Raw genomic sequence first — 17,720 nt, 5'->3', positions numbered from 1 at the left:
GGGCGTCAGGACTTCGGGACCCGGTCCGACACGACCATGACCACCAGGCCGAGAGCCGCGATCACGATGTTCGCGAACAGCTTGCGGCCCTCCAGGAACCACACGTGGTCCGTCAGGAACCGGGTCACCCCCATCAGCTTGAACCAGCCGTCGGTGAGCTCGCGGACCACCCCGCACACGCCGAAGACCAGGACCAGAAAACCCGTGACCTCAAGAATCCTCTTCATGCCCCGAGCATGATCCACACGCGCTCCGGGCCGCGTCGGCCACCGGTATCCCGCCCCGCCCCCCGCCGTACGACCGAAGTCGACACCCGTACGACTTTGGTATCCGACCGGCCGCTCCACCCCGCGGTCCCCGTCCCCGCCTGCGTACATTTCCGGTATGACACGCACGGCACGCCCGGGGCGGCACACCTGGCTGCTCCCCTCCCACCTCGTCGAGGCCGCCGGGACCGAGACGCCCGGTCCGCGCGGCCGGCCGCGGCGCACCGTGCGGGACTGGATCGTCGACACCACCATCTTCCTGCTCGCCGCCTTCGTCGGGCTGCTCGCGGCCGAGACCAGCGTCAAGTACAGCAGCGAGCCGGTCGCCCTCACCGACCAGATCGTCGGCGGCCTCGCCTGCTGCGCCCTGTGGCTGCGCCGCCGCTGGCCCACCGGGCTCGCCGTCACCCTCTCCGCGGTCAGCGTCGCCGCGCCCACCGCGAGCGGCGCCGTCCTCGCGAGCCTGTTCAGCGTCGCCGTACGGCGCCCCTTCCGGGAGGTCGCCTGGATCGGCGCCCTCGCCACGGCCGCCGCCGTCGTCCAGGTCTTCGTCCGGCCCGACCCCAGCGTCCACGTCGTCGTCGCCATCGGCCTCGGCGTCGTCCTCATCCTCCTCGTCACCGCCTGGGGCATGCTCGTCCGCTCCCGCCGCCAGCTCGTCGAGGCCCTGCGGGACCGGGCCCTGCGCGCCGAGGCCGAGGCCGAACTGCGCTTCGAGCAGGCCCAGCGGCTCGCCCGGGAAGCGATCGCCCGCGAGATGCACGACGTCCTCGCGCACCGGCTCACCCTGCTCAGCGTGCACGCCGGCGCCCTGGAGTTCCGGCCCGACGCCCCGCCCGCGCAGGTCGCCCGCGCCGCCGGGGTCATCCGCGACAGCGCCCACGAGGCCCTCCAGGACCTGCGCGAGATCATCGGCGTCCTGCGCGCCCCCGGGGAGGAGGCCGCCGACCGGCCCCAGCCCACCCTCGCCACCCTCGACGCCCTGGTCGAGGAGGTCCGCGAGGCCGGGATGCGGGTCGTCCTCGACACCACCGTCACCGACCCCGGGTCCGTCCCCGCGTCCACCGGGCGCACCGTCTACCGCATCGTCCAGGAGGCCCTCACCAACGCCCGCAAGCACGCCCCGGGCGCCGAGGTCACCCTCACCCTGCGCGGCCGCCCCGGCGAGGGCCTGAGCGTCGAGGTCCGCAACCCCGCCCCCGCCGGGCCCGTCCCGGAGGTGCCCGGCTCCGGACAGGGCCTCATCGGACTCACCGAACGCGCCACCCTCGCCGGCGGCCGGCTGGAGCACGGACCCGCCCCCGACGGAGGGTTCGCCCTGCGCGCCTGGCTACCGTGGCCAGCATGACCATCCGTCTGCTCATCGTCGACGACGACCCCCTGGTCCGCGGCGGACTCGCCCTGATGCTCGGCGGCGCCGAGGACATCGAGATCGTCGGCGAGGGCGCCGACGGATCCGAGGTGCCCGCGCTCGTCGAACGGCACGCCCCCGACGTCGTCCTCATGGACATCCGCATGCCGCACGTCGACGGCCTCACCGCCACCGAACGGCTGCGCGCCACGAGCGGCGCCCCCGAGGTCGTCGTCCTCACCACCTTCCACGCCGACGAGCAGGTGCTGCGGGCGCTGCGGGCCGGAGCCGCCGGCTTCGTCCTCAAGGACACCCCGCCCGCCGAGATCGTCACCGCCGTCCGCCGGGTGGCCGCCGGCGACCCCGTGCTCTCCCCGGCCGTCACCCGCCAGCTGATGAGCCATGTCGCCGCGCAGGCGCACGAACCGCCCCGCCGCGCCACCGCCGCCGAGCGCCTGGCCCTGCTCGCCGACCGCGAGCGCGAGGTCGCCGTCGCCGTCGGACAGGGCCGGTCCAACGCCGAGATCGCCGCCACCCTGTACATGAGCGTCCCCACCGTCAAGACGCACGTCTCGCGCATTCTGGCCAAACTCGGCCTCAACAACCGTGTCCAGATCGCCCTGCTCGTCCACGACGCCGGACTTCTTGATCTTCACGAGGGCGAGAACGGTCTATAGGCTTGACCGATGTCCGTCATCGATCTGGGGGAGTACGGCGCGGACTTCACCGCGAACCCGTACCCGTATTACGCCAAGCTCCGCGCACAGGGGCCCGTCCATGAGGTCCTGACACCGGACGGCATGCCGGCCTGGCTGGTCGTCGGTTACGAGGAGGCCCGCGCCGCCCTCGCCGACCAGCGCCTCTCCAAGTCCTTCTCCGCCTTCGGCATGCCGCTGCCCGAGGAAGAGGTCGTCGGGCCGAACCTGCTCATCGTCGACCCGCCGGACCACACCCGGCTGCGCAAGCTGGTCGCGGGCGAGTTCACCGGCCGCCGGGTGGAGGCCCTGCGCCCGCGCGTCCAGCGGCTCACCGACGAACTCCTCGACGCGATGGAGCCGGACGGCCGCGCCGACCTCGTCGACTCCTTCGCCTTCCCGCTGCCCATCACCGTCATCTGCGAGCTGCTCGGCGTCCCGGCCGCCGACCGCGACTCCTTCCGCGCCTGGTCCAACGAACTGGTCGCGCCGACCGGCGCCTTGACCGACCGGGAGGCCGTCGAGGGCTTCGGCGGCTACCTCGACGAGCTCATCGAGGACAAGCGGGCCGCGGGCCCCGCCGACGACCTGCTCTCCGCCCTCATCGCCACCCGCGCCGAGGACGGCGACCGGCTCTCCCTGCCCGAACTCCGTGCCCTCGCCTACCTGCTGCTCATCGCGGGCCACGAGACCACCGTCAACCTGATCTCCAACACGGTCCGCGCCCTGCTCACGCACCCCGAGCAACTGGCGGCCCTGCGCGCCGACTTCGGCCTCCTGGACGGCGCGATCGAGGAGGGGCTGCGCTACGACGGCCCGGTGGAGAACGCCACCCTCCGCTTCGCCCCCGAGGCGCTCACCCTCGGCGGCGCCGAGATCCCCGCCGGTGCCATCGTCCTGGTCGGCCTCGCCGCCGGCGCCCACGACCCGGACCGCTTCCCGGAGCCGGACCGCTTCGACATCCACCGCGACCCGCGCGGCCACCTCGCCTTCGGCCACGGCATCCACTTCTGCCTGGGCGCCCCGCTCGCCCGCCTGGAAGGCAAGATAGCGATCCGGACGCTCCTCGAACGCTTCCCGCGGCTGGAACTCGCCCCCGAGGCCGGTCCGCTGGAGTGGCTCCCCGGCATGCTGATCCGCGGCACCCGCCGCCTGCCGGTCGTATGGTGACGCCCGTGAGCTTCGACCTGCACATGGCCCAGAAGGTCCTGGACGCCCAGCCCTTCAGCCGGCTCCTCGGCGCCCGGATCACCGCCTTCGGTGCGGGCGCGGCGACCCTGGAGCTCGACATCCGCGAGGAGCTGCACCAGCAGAACGGGTTCGTCCACGGCGGGGTCCTCTCCTACGCCGCCGACAACGCCCTGACCTTCGCGGCGGGCGCCGCCCTCGGCCCGGCCGTCCTGACCGCGGGCTTCTCCATCCAGTACGTCCGCCCGGCGCGCGGCACACTGCTGCGCGCCCGCGCCTCGGTGGTCCACGCGGGCCGCCGCCAGGCGGTCGTCCGCTGCGACCTGCTCACCGTGGACACCGACACCGACGGAGCCGCTACCGACGCCACCGAGATCCTGTGCGCCGTGGCCCAGGGCACGGTCCTGTCGACGGCCGCCCAGCCGGCGCCCGAGGTCCCCTAGGGCCTGTCGTCACACTCCCGTCTGCCCCGCGACGCCTGGCACGCGCTCTCGCCGCACCGGGCGAAAGCCCGAGTACGGTCCAGTACGAGGGCTTCCACCCGGCACACCGAGAGCACGCACCCGACGCCGCGGGGCCGCCCTTCGGGCGACGACAGGAGTTTGACGACAGGCCCTAGCCCACCTCCGCCAGGCGCACCACGCGCCGCTCCCGCCGCGACCGCTCGCACGCCTCCGCGACGCGCAGCGCGGCGAGCGCCTCGGTCCCGTCGCAGGGGTTGTCCCGCTCGCCGCGCACCAGGCGTACGAACGCGTCCAGCTCCGCCTCGTACGCCGGCGTGAACCGGTCGAGGAAGCCGCTCCACGGCTTGGCGGGCGGGCGCGGGCCCAGCGGCTCGACCGACTCGACCGGGGTCCGCTCGTCCCAGCCCACCGCGATCTGGTCCAGCTCGCCCGCCAGCTCCATCCGCACGTCGTACCCGGCCCCGTTGCACCGGGTCCCGGTCACCGTCACCAGCGTGCCGTCGTCCAGGGTCAGCAGCGCGGCCGCCGTGTCCACGTCCCCGGCCTCCCGGAACATCGCGGGCCCCGCGTCCGACCCGGTCGCGTACACCTCCACGATCTCCCGGCCGGTCACCCAGCGCACGATGTCGAAGTCGTGCACCAGGCAGTCCCGGAACAGCCCGCCCGACCGGGGCAGGTACGCGGCGGGCGGCGGCGCCGGGTCGGAGGTGGCCGCGCGGACGGTGTGCAGGCGCCCGAGCCGTCCGTCGAGCACGGCGTCCCGCGCCGCCCGGTACCCGGCGTCGAACCGGCGCATGAACCCCAGCTGCAGCTCGGTGCCGGCCGCCTCGACCGCCCGCAGCGCCTCCAGCGTCCCCGGCACGTCCAGGGCGATCGGCTTCTCGCAGAAGGCCGGCAGCCCCGCCGCCGCGGCGCGCCCGATCAGCTCCGCGTGCGCGGCGGTGGCCGACGCGATCACCACGGCGTCCAGCGGGTGCCCGAGCAGGGCGTCGACCGTCGGGGCGGCCTCGGCGCCGAGCGCCCCCGCCACCCGGGCCGCCCGCTCCGCGTCGGCGTCGGCGAGGAGGAGCGCCTCGACCTCAGGATGCCGGGCGAGCACCCCCGCGTGGAAGGCCCCGATCCGTCCCGTGCCGATCAGTCCGATACGCATGGCCCCAAGGTGGTGCGGAACGGACCCCCTGTCAAGGAAATGTCAGGACAACAGGACGCCATGCCTTCCCGGGGCCGACCCCCGGGGCTACGCTCCCGGACGTGCTTCCCCAGCCGCCGCAGTCCCCACCAACCCCACCCTCCACGCCACCCCCAGCCCCGGCACCGGTCCCAGCCCCCTCACCGGCCCCGCCGTCGCCCCCATCCCCACCCCCATCCCCGTCCTCGCTCCCGCTGTCCGTGGACCGCGCCAGCCCGGTGCCCCTCTACTTCCAGCTCGCCCGGCAGCTCCAGGCGGCGATCGAGAGCGGCGCGCTGACCCCGGGCACCCTGCTCGGCAACGAGATCGACCTCGCCACGCGCCTGGGCCTGTCCCGGCCCACCGTCCGCCAGGCCATCCAGTCGCTCGTCGACAAGGGCCTCCTGGTGCGCCGCAGGGGCGTGGGCACCCAGGTCGTGCACAGCAGCGTCCGCCGCCCGCTGGAGCTGAGCAGCCTGTACGACGACCTGGAGGCGTCCGGGCAGCGGCCCGCCACCCGCGTCCTGGCCGACCGGCTCGAAGCGGCGGATCCACGGGTCGCCGCCGCCCTCGGTGTCGCGGAGGGCGCCGAGGTGCGCTACCTGGAGCGGCTGCGCTCCGCGCACGGCGAGCCCCTCGCGCTGCTGCGCAACCACCTCCCGGCCGGCCTGCTCGACGCGGACGCCGAGGGGGTCGCGGAGACCGGCCTCTACCGGCTGCTGCGGGCCGCCGGACTCACCCTGCACAGCGCCCGCCAGACCGTGGGGGCGCGCGCCGCGGGACGGGGGGAGGCGGAGCAGCTCGGGGAGCGTCCGGGTGCCCCGTTGCTGACGATGGAACGCACCACTTTCGACGCGACGGGCCGTGCCGTGGAGTTCGGTTCGCACCTCTACCGGGCCTCGCGTTACTCCTTCGAGTTCCAGTTGCTGGCCCGTGGGTAGGCCCCCTGAAGATCCGCGCGACCCCCATGACCGATACTGCAATGCACGCAGAAGGACACAAAGGAGGGCACGGCCTCGTGACCAGGGTTCCTAATGGAGGGGTACGCGCGGCCATCGGCGCCGTGCTCGCGGTGGCGCTGACCGCCGCGCTCGCGGGATGCAGCAGCACCGGCGGCAAGCGCGCGGAGGACGCCCGCAAGGCGGCCGCGGCCCAGGGGCGGGCAGCGGTGGACACCCCCCGCTGGACCTTCGCCATGGTCACCCACTCGGGCGACGGCGACACCTTCTGGGACATCGTCCAGAACGGCGCCAAGCAGGCGGCCGTCAAGGACAACATCAACTTCCTCTACGCCCACAGCGACGAGGCGCAGCAGCAGGCCCAGCTCATCGACTCGTACGTGGCGAAGGGCGTCGACGGTCTCATCGTCACGCTCGCCAAGCCGGACGCGATGAAGACGGCCGTGGAGAAGGCCGTGAAGGCCGGCATCCCGGTGATCACGGTGAACTCCGGCGCCGACGTCTCCAAGGCCTTCGGCGCCCTCACCCACATCGGCCAGGACGAGACCGTCGCGGGCGAGGCGGTCGGCGACGAGCTGGACCAGCGGGGCCGCAAGAAGGCCCTGTGCGTCCTGCACGAGCAGGGCAACGTGGGCCACGAGCAGCGCTGCGCCGGGGCGAAGAAGACCTTCGGCGGCGACCTGCAGAACCTCTACGTCGACGGCACCAACATGCCCGACGTGCAGGCGTCCATCCTCGCCAAGCTGCAGTCCGACCCGTCCATCGACGCGGTTGTCACCCTCGGCGCGCCGTTCGCCGACGCCGCCGTCCAGGCGAAGAAGAGCGCGGGCAGCAAGGCCGAGGTCGACACCTTCGACCTCAACGCCAAGGTCGCCGACGCGCTCACCGCCGGCACCCTGGGCTTCGCCGTCGACCAGCAGCCGTACCTCCAGGGGTACGAGGCCGTCGACCTGCTCTGGCTCTACCGCTACAACGCCGACGTCCTCGGCGGCGGCAAGCCGGTCCTGACCGGCCCGCAGATCATCACCAAGGACGACGCCGCCGCGCTCAAGGGCTACACGGAGCGGGGTACCCGATGAGCGCCGCCGCCCCGCCACCGGCGCCCGCCGACGGCCTGGACCACGTCGACGAGCGGCTGCTGCGCACCTCGCCGATGAAGAAGCTGCTGGCCCGCCCCGAGCTCGGCTCGGTGGTCGGCGCGCTGGCCGTCTTCGTCTTCTTCGCGCTGGCCGCCGACAGCTTCGTGCGCGCCGCCAGCCTCGGCACCGTGCTGTACGCGGCCTCCACCATCGGCATCATGGCCGTGCCGGTCGCGCTGCTGATGATCGGCGGCGAGTTCGACCTCTCCGCCGGTGTGCTCGTCACCAGCTCGGCGCTGATCTCCTCGATGTTCAGCTACCAGATGACCGCGAACGTGTGGGTCGGCGTCGGTGTCTCGCTGCTCGTCACCCTCGCCATCGGCGTGTTCAACGGCTTCATGCTGACCCGCACGAAGCTGCCCAGCTTCATCATCACGCTCGGCACCTTCCTCATGCTGACCGGTCTGAACCTCGGCTTCACCAAGCTGATCAGCGGCACGGTCTCCACCAAGTCGATCGCCGACATGGAGGGCTTCCCCTCCGCCAAGAAGCTCTTCGCCTCGACGTGGACCGTCGGCGGCGTCGAGCTGAAGGTCACCATCCTGTGGTGGATCGGCCTGGTGGCCGTCGCCACCTGGATCCTGCTGCGCACCCGCTTCGGCAACTGGATCTTCGCGGTCGGCGGCGGGGCCGACGCGGCCCGCGCGGTCGGCGTCCCGGTCTACAAGACCAAGATCGGCCTCTACATGGGCGTGGCCTTCTGCGCCTGGATCTCCGGCCAGCACCTGCTCTTCTCCTTCGACGTCGTCCAGTCGGGCGAGGGCGTCGGCAACGAGCTGATCTACATCATCGCGGCCGTCATCGGCGGCTGTCTGATCACCGGCGGCTACGGCTCCGCGATCGGTTCGGCGGTCGGTGCCCTCATCTTCGGCATGACGAGCAAGGGCATCGTGTACGCGGAGTGGAACCCCGACTGGTTCAAGTTCTTCCTGGGCGCCATGCTGCTGCTCGCGACGCTCCTGAACGCCTGGATCCGCAAGCGCGTGGAGGCCACGAAGTGACCACGGAACCCACCTCCACGGGCACCTCGCCCGCTCCCCTCGTGGAGCTCGACGACGTCAGCAAGTACTACGGCAACATCCGCGCCCTCGAAGGGGTGTCCCTGGAGGTCCGCGCGGGCGAGATCTCCTGTGTCCTCGGCGACAACGGCGCGGGCAAGTCCACCCTCATCAAGATCGTCGCCGGTCTGCACCGGCACGACGGCGGCACCTTCCGCATCGAGGGCGAGGACGTCGAGCTGGCCAACCCGCGCGACGCCCTGGACCGGGGCATCGCCACCGTCTACCAGGACCTCGCCGTCGTCCCGCTGATGCCGGTCTGGCGCAACTTCTTCCTCGGCTCCGAGCCCACGAAGGGCAAGGGCCCCTTCAAGCGCCTCGACGTCGAGCTGATGCGCGCCACCACCCGTACCGAGCTGCTGCGCATGGGCATCGACCTGCGCGACGTCGACCAGCCGATCGGCACCCTGTCGGGCGGCGAGCGGCAGTGCGTGGCGATCGCCCGCGCGGTCCACTTCGGCGCCAAGGTCCTGGTCCTCGACGAGCCGACGGCCGCGCTGGGCGTCAAGCAGTCCGGGGTGGTCCTGAAGTATGTGGCCGCCGCACGTGACCAGGGCCTCGGCGTGGTCCTCATCACCCACAACCCGCATCACGCGTATCTCGTGGGTGATCGTTTCGTGCTGCTGAAGCGCGGTCTCATGGCGGGCAGCCACACCAAGGACTCCGTCACCCTGGACGAGTTGACCCGCCAGATGGCCGGCGGCAGCGAGCTGGAGGACCTGCGCCACGAGCTGGAACGCCCCTCCGGACCGTCCTCCGCTTCGTAACGCGCCCCACACACCACAGCTGGCAGAATCGAGCCGATGAGTACCTACCGTGACCTCACGCACCGCGGCTCGGCTCGCGGCACGGTCCTGCGGACCGTCGGCACCCGGGAGCGGCGCTCGCACCTGACGGCGCCCCGGGTGCCGACCGTCGGCATCGACATCGGCGGTACGAAGGTGATGGCCGGCGTCGTCGACGCGGACGGCAACATCCTGGAGAAGATCAAGACCGAGACGCCCGACAAGTCGAAGAGCGCCAAGGTCGTCGAGGACACCATCACCGAGCTCGTCCTCGACCTCTCCGACCGGCACGACGTGCACGCCGTCGGCATCGGCGCGGCCGGCTGGGTGGACGCCGACCGGGCCAGGGTGCTCTTCGCCCCCCACCTCGCCTGGCGCAACGAGCCGCTGCGCGACGCCCTCCAGGACCGGCTCGCCGTCCCCGTCATGGTGGACAACGACGCCAACACCGCCGCCTGGGCCGAATGGCGCTTCGGCGCCGGCCGCGGCGAGGACCACCTGGTCATGATCACGCTCGGCACCGGCATCGGCGGCGCCATCCTGGAGGACGGCCAGGTCAAGCGGGGCAAGTACGGGGTGGCCGGCGAGTTCGGGCACATGCAGGTCGTCCCGGGCGGCCACCGCTGCCCCTGCGGCAACCGCGGCTGCTGGGAGCAGTACAGCTCGGGCAACGCGCTGGTCCGCGAGGCGCGTGAGCTGGCCGCCGCCGACTCCCCGGTCGCGTACAACATCATCGAGCGGGTCAAGGGCAACGTCCCCGACATCACCGGCCCCCTCATCACCGAGCTGGCCCGCGAGGGCGACGCCATGTGCGTCGAGCTGCTCCAGGACATCGGCCAGTGGCTCGGTGTCGGCATCGCCAACCTGGCCGCCGCCCTCGACCCCTCCTGCTTCGTCATCGGCGGCGGCGTCTCGGCCGCCGACGACCTGCTCATCGGCCCCGCCAGGGACGCCTTCCGCCGCCACCTCACCGGCCGCGGCTACCGCCCCGAGGCCCGGATCGCCCGCGCCCAGCTCGGCCCCGAGGCCGGCATGGTCGGTGCCGCCGACCTCGCCCGGCTGGTCGCCCGCCGCTTCCGCCGCGCCAACCGCCGCCGTGTCGAGCGCTACGAGCGCTACGGCCGCTACGCCCAGGTCCTGCGCGGTGTCCCCGCGACGGACCGGGACCCCCGCAACCCCCAGGACCCGCGTTCATGACCGTGCCCCACCCGAAGGCCCCCCAGGACGGAAAGCTCCCCGAGGACCGGCGGCACATGCTGCGCCGCCGCTGGCTCACCGCCATCACCATCGTGCTCCTCGTCGGCATCCCGGCCGGCTACCTGGTCATCTCGGCCGGCCAGAGCCGCGACAGCGGCCGCGACAAGGAGCGCGAGTCCTCCGCCGCCGGCCTCCAGGACAACTGGCCGTCCCAGATGAAGCGCCGGGTCTTCGAGATCCCCGTCCCCTCGGGCGCCTGGGACGTCAGCTACTACGAGACCAGCAACTGGAAGACCAGCCGTCTCTACGTCCAGTTCACGACCACCGCGAACGGCCTCGACAGCTACCTCCACGACAGCGGCACCAGCCGCTCCGCGCTCACCCCGGGCGCCTCCGTCGGCGACCACGACGCCGGCATCGTCGGCTGGGACTTCGCCCCGGCCCACACCTGGAGCGGCACGACCGTCACCCGCGAGAAGCCCCGCCCCACGAGCGACATCACCGTCAACCTCACGGACCCGGCCTTCCCGCGCGTGTACGTGGTCTCGGCTACCTCGCCCTGACGCGTCTCGGCGACCTCGCCCTGACGCGCGGGCCCCGCGCCTTGTCGGCCGTCCGGCGAGACAGTACTGTCCGACGTACCTAATCAACTCGTTGAGTATCAAGGGGTACGCTTCCCATGCACCCGTTCCGCACGGCGGTCGAAGCCCGCGACACGGCCGCCATCGAGGCGCTGCTCGCCGAGGACGTCGTCTTCACCAGCCCGGTCGCCTTCAAGCCGTACGCCGGCAAGGCGATCGCCGCCGCGATCCTGCGCGCCGTGCTGCGCGTCTTCGAGGACTTCACGTACGTGCGCGAGATCGCCGACCCCGGCGGCCGTGACCACGCCCTCGTCTTCACCGCCACCGTCGGCGGCCGGCGGATCCAGGGCTGCGACTTCCTCCACTTCGACGAGGACGGCAGGATCGACGACTTCACCGTCATGGTCCGCCCGCTCTCCGCGGCCCAGGCGCTCGCCGAGGCCATGGGGGCCCAGTTCGAGCGGATCGCCCGCGAGGCGGCAGAGGTTTCCTGAGCCGCGGGGAAGGATCTGTCCCGCCAGCACTCCCGCGCGACGAAGGTCCGGTGCCATGGATCCGGTGACCGAATCCCTGAACGAGATCCACCGCAGGCTCAACGGCCTGCGGGACGGACGGGTCGCCGACTACATCCCCGAACTGGCCGGGGCCGATCCCGACGACTTCGGCCTCGCCCTGGTCAGCATGGGCGGACACGTGTACCGGGCCGGGAAGGCGGACAGCGAGTTCACCGTCCAGTCGGTGTCCAAGCCCTTCGTCTACGCCCTCGCGCTGGGCGACCTCGGCCCGCGCGAGACCCTGCGCCACGTCGGCGTCGAGCCCAGCGGCAACGCGTTCAACGCCATCAGCCTGGAGCCCGGCACCGGCCGCCCGGCCAACCCGATGATCAACGCCGGCGCCATCGCCACCACCGCACTCGTACGGGCCGACGGGCCGGCCGAACGCTTCGCCCGCATCCTCGCCTGCCTCTCCGCGTTCGCCGGCCGCCCCCTCGACGTCGACGAGGACGTCTACGCCAGCGAGGCCGCCACGGGGGACCGCAACCGCGCCCTCGCCTACCTGATGCGCTCCGCCGGATCGCTGCGCGCCGACCCGGCGGAGACGGCCGACACGTACTTCCGGCAGTGCGCGGTCCGGGTCACCGCGAGCGACCTCGCCGTCATGGCCGCGACCCTCGCCAACGGCGGCCGCAACCCCGTCACCGGCGTCCGCGTCGTCGCCGAACCGGACGCGGTCCGCACCCTCGCCGTCATGGCCACCTGCGGCATGTACGACGGCGCGGGACAGTGGCTCCTGGACGTCGGCCTGCCCGCCAAGAGCGGCGTCTCGGGCGGCCTCATCGCCGCCAGCCCGGGCCGCTTCGGCGTCGCCGTCCACAGCCCCCCGCTCGACGCCTCCGGCAACCCGGTCCGGGCCGTGGCGGCCCTCGGGGAGATGTCGGAGCGCTTCGGGCTGCACATCATGCACAACTCGGGGCTCCACGCGGCGACGGTGACCGGCGCCGAACGCGTCGAACGCGACGGCCGGAGCATCGGCGTCGTGACCGCCCAGGGAACCCTGGAGTTCACCGAGACCGAAGCCCTCCTGTACGCCCTCCGCGACCTCACCCCGCCCACGCCCGGCCGACTGGTCCTCGACCTGACGGGCGTCTCCCGCGTCCTCCCCGGCGCGGCGACCGCCCTGTCCGCCGTCCTGGCCGACCTCGTCGACCGGGGCCACCGCGTCGCCGTCGCCGCCCAGCTGACCTTCGAGAAGGCGGGGGAGGGGCAGCGCCCGCCGTCCTGGGAGGTGTTCGGCACCCGGGAGGCCGCTCTGACCTGGGCGGGAGGCGACGGAACCTGAGCGGAAAGGTGGCCCGGCCTTACGACAACAGCATTGACGTTTCAGGAGCGCGGCGGCTTTCATGACGCCCATCCGGAGCACGCATGCGTCAACAGGCCGTACCCATCGGGCAGTACGTCACAAGGAACAGACACATGACCGACACCACCGAGCTCGCCTACCTCCCCGCCACCGAGGCCCTGCGCCGGTTCCGCGACCGCACCCTGTCGCCCGTCGAGCTGATGGGCGCCGTCATCGCCCGCGCCGAGGCCACGGAGCCGACCGTCAACGCCCTGGCCGAGCGCACCTTCGACGCGGCGATGGAGGCCGCCCGGGCCGCCGAGGCGCGCTACGCGGGCAAGGGCGAGGCGCCGCGCCCCCTGGAAGGGCTCGCCGTCGCCACCAAGGAGGAACAGCCGATCGCCGGCCGCCTGGCCACCGACGGCTCCCTCGCCTTCAAGGACGAGATCGCGGACGAGACCCACCCCGTCGTCGAGCGGATCCTCGCCGCCGGCGGCATCGTGCACGCCCGCACCACCACGCCGGAGTTCAGCAGCGCCGCCTTCACCCAGTCGCGGCTGTGGGGCGTCACCCGCAACCCGTGGAACCCGGCCTACTCGCCGGGCGGCTCCTCCGGCGGCGCGGGCGCGGCCCTCGCGGCGGGCGAGACCACCCTCGCCACCGGCTCCGACATCGGCGGCTCCATCCGCATCCCCGCTTCGGCCACCGGCACCGTCGGCTTCAAGCCCCCGTACGGCCGGGTGCCGGCCATGGCGCCGTTCAACCTCGACACCTACTGCCACGACGGCCCGATGGCCCGCACCGTCGCCGACTGCGCCCTGCTGCAGAACGTCATCGCAGGACCGCACCCGCTCGACGCGGTGTCGCTGCGGCCCAAGCTGGTGCTGCCCGAGCGGTTCGAGGGCGTCGCGGGGCTGCGGGTCGCGCTCTCCGTCGGCCTCGGCGACTGGCCGGTCGACCCCGAGGTCGAGGCCAACACCCGGGCCGTCGCCGACGCGCTGCGCGCCGCCGGGGCGATCGTCGAGGAGGTCGAGGTCCCCATCACCCGGGCCCAGGTCCGCAAGGCGTCGATGATCCACTTCGGTTCCGTCTTCGGCCCGTACGTGGCCTCCGTCGCCGCCGAACACGCCGAGCTGCTCACCTCGTACGCGCTCGCCTTCGCCGAGGACTCCGCCGCGTACGTCGCCGAGCCCGGCAGCTTCCTTGAGGGCCTGGTCGTCGAGGGCGAGGTGCAGGCCGTGCTCGGCGCGCTGCTCGACCGCCACGACGTCCTGCTCTGCCCGACCCTCGCCATCCCGGCCTTCGACGCCGACGACGACTACACCTCGACCAAGGTCGTCGTCGACGGCGTGACCCTCGACCACTACATGGACGCGGCCCTGACCACGGTCTTCAACATCGCGAGCCGCTGCCCGGTGCTGAGCGTGCCGTCCGGCTTCGCCTCCAACGGGGTGCCGACCGGCGTGCAGGTCGTCGGCCGCACCTACGACGACACGACGGTGTTCCGTACCGCCGCCGCGATCGAGGCCGTCCGTCCGTGGACCGGCATCCCCACCCTCTGACGCAACCCCGGGGCCGTTCCGGGCAGTTGCGGTAGCTTCCCGCCATGACCGCACCGACCGGAACGACCGCACCCGGCCCCGCCGCCTGGCCGCCGCCCGCCCCGATCCGCACCGCCCGGCTCGCGCTCCGCGCGTCCGAGGCCCGGGACCGGGCGGCGTTCGTCGACCTGTTCTCCTCGCCGGACGTCGGCACCCACACCGGCGGCGCCCGCCCGCGCGAGGAGCTCGAACGCGCGATGCCCGAGGTCCCCGGGCAGCGCCCCGGCTGCTTCGTCGTCGACCTCGACGGCACGATGATCGGCCTGGTCACCCTCGACCCGCGCACCACGGACCGCCCGGCCCCCGGCGCCACCGAACTCGGCTACCTCTTCCTGCCGCACGCCTGGGGCAGGGGCTACGCCGTCGAGGCCTGCGCGGCCGCCCTCGACTGGTTCACCACCACCCACCCCGACGAGCCCGTCCTCCTCACCACCCAGGCCGCCAACACCCGCGCCCTACGCCTCGCGGAGAAGCTGGGCTTCACCGAGGTGGAACGCTTCGAGGCGTACGGGACGGAGCAGTGGCTCGGCGTGCGCTGAGCGCGCGCCGGCGCTCCCTCATGGAGAAACCGTGCGGGATCCGACCCGGCGACGCGAGGTCCGGCGGGAGATGAGAGGGTCTTGCGGGTGAGTGAGACAGCGACGAACACCCTGCAATACCGATCCGACGGCCCCGAAGACGCCCCTGTCCTGGTCCTGGGCCCGTCCCTGGGCACCACCTGGCACATGTGGGACCGGCAGATACCGGAGCTCACCCGTGAATGGCGGGTCGTCCGCTTCGACCTGCCGGGGCACGGCGGCGCGCCCGTGCGGCCCGCCGGGTCGGTGGCCGAGCTCGGGGACCGGGTGCTCGCGACCCTCGACGAGCTGGGGATCCAGCGGTTCGGGTACGCGGGCTGTGCGCTCGGCGGTGCCATCGGGCTCGATCTGGCGCTGCGGGCGCCGCACCGGGTGGCCTCGCTCGCCCTGGTCGCGACCTCGCCCCGCTTCGGCACCCCCGACGAGTTCCGCCAGCGCGGGGTGATCGTGCGCACCAACGGTCTGGAGCCGATCGCCCGCATCTCGCCCGAACAGTGGTTCACCCCCGCCTTCGCCGCCGCCCAGCCCGCCATCGTCGACTGGGCCGTGCAGATGGTCCGCACCACCGACCCGAGCTGCTACATCGCCGCCTGCGAGGCGCTCGCCGTCTTCGACGTCCGCGAGGCCCTGGGCCGGATCGGGGTCCCCGCCCTGGTGCTGGTCGGCGCCGACGACCAGGTCACCGGCCCGGCCGAGGCCCGTACGCTCGTCGCCGGGATCGCCGACGCGCCCCTGGCCGTCGTCCCGGGCGCCTCCCACCTCGCGCCCGTCGAGCAGCCCGCCGCCGTCACCGAACTGCTCGTCGGGCACTTCGCCGGCCTCGCCACCGACACGGGCTCCCTCACCGCCCCGCCGATGCCGCCGGTCCCCGCCCCCGCCGTGGCCGCCGGGGAGCCGGCCCCGGCCGCACCCGCCGAGGACGAGGAGGCGCCGCGCCCCGACCCGTACGAGAACGGGCTCAAGCTGCGGCGGGAGATCCTCGGCGACGCCCATGTCGACGAGGCCCTGGCCGACGAGTTCGGCACCGACTTCCAGGGTCTGTTCACCCGCTTCGCCTGGGGCGAGGTGTGGAGCCGCGACGGCCTCGACCGGCGCACCCGCAGCGCCGTGACCCTCGCCGCGCTGATCGCCGGCGGCCACCACGAGGCCCTCGCCGACCACACCCGGGCCGCCCTGCGCAACGGGCTCACCCCGGACGAGATCCGCGAGGTCCTGCTGCAGACCGCCGTCTACTGCGGACTGCCCGCGGCCGAGAGCGCGCTGCGGGTCGTCGGTCGCGTCGTCAAGGAGGACACCACACCGCACGTGTGACCGCCCTAGGCTGGGGGCCGTGAAGCTGACGAAGAACACGCATGCCTGTGTCCGGCTGGAGAAGGACGGGCGCTCGCTCGTCATCGATCCCGGCGCGTTCACCGAGCAGGACGCCGCGATCGGCGCGGACGTCCTGCTCGTCACCCACGAGCACCCCGACCACTACGACGAGGGGCGGCTGCGGGCCGCCCTGGAGGCGAACCCGGCCGCCGAGCTGTGGACGCTGCGGAGCGTCGCCGAGCAGCTGGCGGCGGCGTTCCCCGGCCGGGTCCGCACCGTCGGGCACGGCGACACCTTCACCGCGGCCGGCTTCGACGTCCAGGTCCACGGCGAGCTGCACGCCGTGATCCACCCCGACATCCCCCGGATCACCAACGTCGGCTATCTGATCGACGGGTCCGTCTTCCACCCCGGCGACGCCCTCACCGTCCCCGACCACCCGGTGGAGACCCTGCTGCTCCCCGTGATGGCCCCGTGGAGCAAGATCTCCGAGGTCATCGACTACGTACGCGAGGTCAAGCCGCGGCGCGCGTACGACGTCCACGACGCCCTGCTCACCGATCTCGCCCGCCCGATCTACGACCGCCAGATCGGCGCCCTCGGCGGCACCGACCACGGGCGGCTCGCGCCGGGGGCCTCCGCCGAGCTGTGAGCCGGGTCCCGGTGACTGTCACAGGGCGCGGCTAGGCTTGCGCTCATGCGCATCGCCACCTGGAACGTCAATTCGATCACGGCCCGACTGCCCCGGCTCCTGGCCTGGCTGGAGAGCACCGGCACCGACGTGCTGTGCATCCAGGAGACCAAGTGCACCGCCGAGCAGTTCCCCACCGAGGAGCTCCGCGCGCTGGGGTACGAGTCGGTGGTCAACGCCACCGGCCGGTGGAACGGGGTCGCCCTGGTCTCCCGGGTGGGCCTGGAGGACGTCGTCACCGGGCTGCCCGGCGGCCCCGACTACGAGGGCGTGCAGGAGCCCCGGGCCATCTCCGCGACCTGCGGCGGCGTCCGCGTCTGGTCGGTCTACGTGCCGAACGGGCGGGAGGTGGACCACGAGCACTACGCGTACAAGCTGCGCTGGCTGGAGGCGCTGAAGGCCGCCGTCGCCGAGGACGCGGCGGGCGAGCGCCCCTTCGCGGTGCTCGGTGACTACAACATCGCCCCGACCGACGAGGACGTCTGGGACATCGCCGTGTTCGAGGGCGCGACCCATGTCACCGCGCCGGAGCGGGCCGCGCTCGCCGGACTGCGCGAGACCGGGCTCGGCGACGTGGTGCCCCGCCCGCTGAAGTACGCCCACCCGTACACGTACTGGGACTACCGCCAGCTGCGCTTCCCGAAGAACAAGGGCATGCGCATCGACCTGGTCTACGGCAACAAGCCCTTCGCGGACGCCGTCAAGGACAGCTACGTCGACCGCGAGGAGCGCAAGGGCAAGGGCGCCTCCGACCACGCCCCGGTCGTCGTCGACCTCGACGTGTGACCGACGCCGCCCCTCCCCGGCCGGCGCGTACCGGCCGGGTCTTCCGCTCCCGGTGATCTCCGC

The 17,720-nt window shown here is 73.1% G+C and carries 19 protein-coding genes; 17 read left to right on the top strand and 2 right to left on the bottom strand.

Annotated elements, in window-relative coordinates; translation table 11 throughout:
- Positions 1-5: 5 nt before the first annotated feature.
- On the bottom strand, positions 6-227 hold the full coding sequence (locus tag ACZ3ZE_RS10570; RefSeq protein ID WP_467258406.1) for a hypothetical protein: 222 nt from the start codon (positions 225-227) through the stop codon (positions 6-8).
- A 157-nt stretch (positions 228-384) separates the two neighbouring features.
- On the opposite strand from ACZ3ZE_RS10570, the gene ACZ3ZE_RS10565 reads away from it, so the two are divergent.
- The 4 genes from ACZ3ZE_RS10565 to ACZ3ZE_RS10550 are packed head-to-tail and all read left to right on the top strand — an operon-like array spanning position 385 to position 3,943.
- On the top strand, positions 385-1,614 hold the full coding sequence (locus ACZ3ZE_RS10565) for a sensor histidine kinase (protein ID WP_361174861.1): 1,230 nt from the start codon (positions 385-387) through the stop codon (positions 1,612-1,614).
- Positions 1,611-2,294 (top strand): response regulator transcription factor, encoded by a 684-nt coding sequence (locus ACZ3ZE_RS10560; protein ID WP_361174858.1) that lies wholly within the window; start codon positions 1,611-1,613, stop codon positions 2,292-2,294. Before ACZ3ZE_RS10565 ends, ACZ3ZE_RS10560 begins: the two co-directional genes overlap by 4 nt.
- Before the next feature lie 9 nt (positions 2,295-2,303).
- Complete coding sequence (locus ACZ3ZE_RS10555; RefSeq protein WP_467258403.1) at positions 2,304-3,482, top strand: cytochrome P450 family protein; 1,179 nt, start codon at positions 2,304-2,306, stop codon at positions 3,480-3,482.
- Positions 3,476-3,943 (top strand): PaaI family thioesterase, encoded by a 468-nt coding sequence (locus ACZ3ZE_RS10550; RefSeq protein WP_442305159.1) that lies wholly within the window; start codon positions 3,476-3,478, stop codon positions 3,941-3,943. Before ACZ3ZE_RS10555 ends, ACZ3ZE_RS10550 begins: the two co-directional genes overlap by 7 nt.
- Before the next feature lie 172 nt (positions 3,944-4,115).
- Here ACZ3ZE_RS10550 and ACZ3ZE_RS10545 read toward each other — a convergent pair whose 3' ends face one another.
- Positions 4,116-5,114, bottom strand: coding sequence for a Gfo/Idh/MocA family protein (locus tag ACZ3ZE_RS10545; RefSeq protein ID WP_361174849.1), 999 nt, complete (start codon positions 5,112-5,114; stop codon positions 4,116-4,118).
- A gap of 239 nt (positions 5,115-5,353) precedes the next feature.
- On the opposite strand from ACZ3ZE_RS10545, the gene ACZ3ZE_RS10540 reads away from it, so the two are divergent.
- The 13 genes from ACZ3ZE_RS10540 (at position 5,354) to ACZ3ZE_RS10480 (ending at position 17,657) form a co-directional block, all read left to right on the top strand.
- Positions 5,354-6,073, top strand: a complete 720-nt coding sequence (locus tag ACZ3ZE_RS10540; protein WP_361174846.1) for a GntR family transcriptional regulator — start codon at positions 5,354-5,356, stop codon at positions 6,071-6,073.
- Between the two features lie 77 nt (positions 6,074-6,150).
- Positions 6,151-7,170 carry a sugar ABC transporter substrate-binding protein gene (locus tag ACZ3ZE_RS10535; protein ID WP_467258400.1) on the top strand — a complete coding sequence of 340 codons (1,020 nt, stop codon included), beginning with the start codon at positions 6,151-6,153 and terminating at the stop codon, positions 7,168-7,170.
- Positions 7,167-8,231 (top strand): ABC transporter permease, encoded by a 1,065-nt coding sequence (locus tag ACZ3ZE_RS10530; RefSeq protein ID WP_361174843.1) that lies wholly within the window; start codon positions 7,167-7,169, stop codon positions 8,229-8,231. The genes ACZ3ZE_RS10535 and ACZ3ZE_RS10530 overlap by 4 nt, the downstream gene beginning before the upstream one ends.
- Positions 8,228-9,055 (top strand): ATP-binding cassette domain-containing protein, encoded by an 828-nt coding sequence (locus tag ACZ3ZE_RS10525; RefSeq protein WP_361174840.1) that lies wholly within the window; start codon positions 8,228-8,230, stop codon positions 9,053-9,055. The genes ACZ3ZE_RS10530 and ACZ3ZE_RS10525 overlap by 4 nt, the downstream gene beginning before the upstream one ends.
- 36 nt (positions 9,056-9,091) lie before the next feature.
- On the top strand, positions 9,092-10,270 hold the full coding sequence (locus ACZ3ZE_RS10520) for an ROK family glucokinase (RefSeq protein ID WP_361174837.1): 1,179 nt from the start codon (positions 9,092-9,094) through the stop codon (positions 10,268-10,270).
- Entirely contained in the window at positions 10,267-10,833 is a 567-nt protein-coding gene (locus ACZ3ZE_RS10515) for a hypothetical protein (RefSeq protein WP_361174834.1), read from the top strand. Before ACZ3ZE_RS10520 ends, ACZ3ZE_RS10515 begins: the two co-directional genes overlap by 4 nt.
- A gap of 116 nt (positions 10,834-10,949) precedes the next feature.
- Positions 10,950-11,345 (top strand): nuclear transport factor 2 family protein, encoded by a 396-nt coding sequence (locus ACZ3ZE_RS10510; protein ID WP_467258397.1) that lies wholly within the window; start codon positions 10,950-10,952, stop codon positions 11,343-11,345.
- A 55-nt stretch (positions 11,346-11,400) separates the two neighbouring features.
- Positions 11,401-12,690 carry a glutaminase A gene (glsA, locus tag ACZ3ZE_RS10505; RefSeq protein ID WP_467258394.1) on the top strand — a complete coding sequence of 430 codons (1,290 nt, stop codon included), beginning with the start codon at positions 11,401-11,403 and terminating at the stop codon, positions 12,688-12,690.
- Positions 12,691-12,824: 134 nt separating this feature from the next.
- On the top strand, positions 12,825-14,252 hold the full coding sequence (locus tag ACZ3ZE_RS10500; RefSeq protein ID WP_361174825.1) for an amidase: 1,428 nt from the start codon (positions 12,825-12,827) through the stop codon (positions 14,250-14,252).
- 44 nt (positions 14,253-14,296) lie between these two features.
- Positions 14,297-14,830: a GNAT family N-acetyltransferase gene (locus ACZ3ZE_RS10495; protein WP_467258391.1), complete on the top strand. Its 534-nt coding sequence runs from the start codon at positions 14,297-14,299 to the stop codon at positions 14,828-14,830.
- Between the two features lie 87 nt (positions 14,831-14,917).
- Positions 14,918-16,180 carry a bifunctional 3-oxoadipate enol-lactonase/4-carboxymuconolactone decarboxylase PcaDC gene (pcaDC, locus tag ACZ3ZE_RS10490; RefSeq protein WP_467258387.1) on the top strand — a complete coding sequence of 421 codons (1,263 nt, stop codon included), beginning with the start codon at positions 14,918-14,920 and terminating at the stop codon, positions 16,178-16,180.
- A 19-nt stretch (positions 16,181-16,199) separates the two neighbouring features.
- A complete protein-coding gene (locus ACZ3ZE_RS10485; RefSeq protein ID WP_361622841.1) occupies positions 16,200-16,832 on the top strand; it encodes an MBL fold metallo-hydrolase in 633 nt (210 codons plus the stop codon).
- Between the two features lie 45 nt (positions 16,833-16,877).
- Positions 16,878-17,657 carry an exodeoxyribonuclease III gene (locus ACZ3ZE_RS10480; RefSeq protein ID WP_361174813.1) on the top strand — a complete coding sequence of 260 codons (780 nt, stop codon included), beginning with the start codon at positions 16,878-16,880 and terminating at the stop codon, positions 17,655-17,657.
- The last annotated feature ends 63 nt before the right edge of the window (positions 17,658-17,720 follow it).

Source organism: Streptomyces sp. NPDC023157 (genome assembly GCF_055560575.1).
Note: the sequence above shows the minus strand (reverse complement) of the source record. Positions and strands in the feature narration are given on the sequence as shown.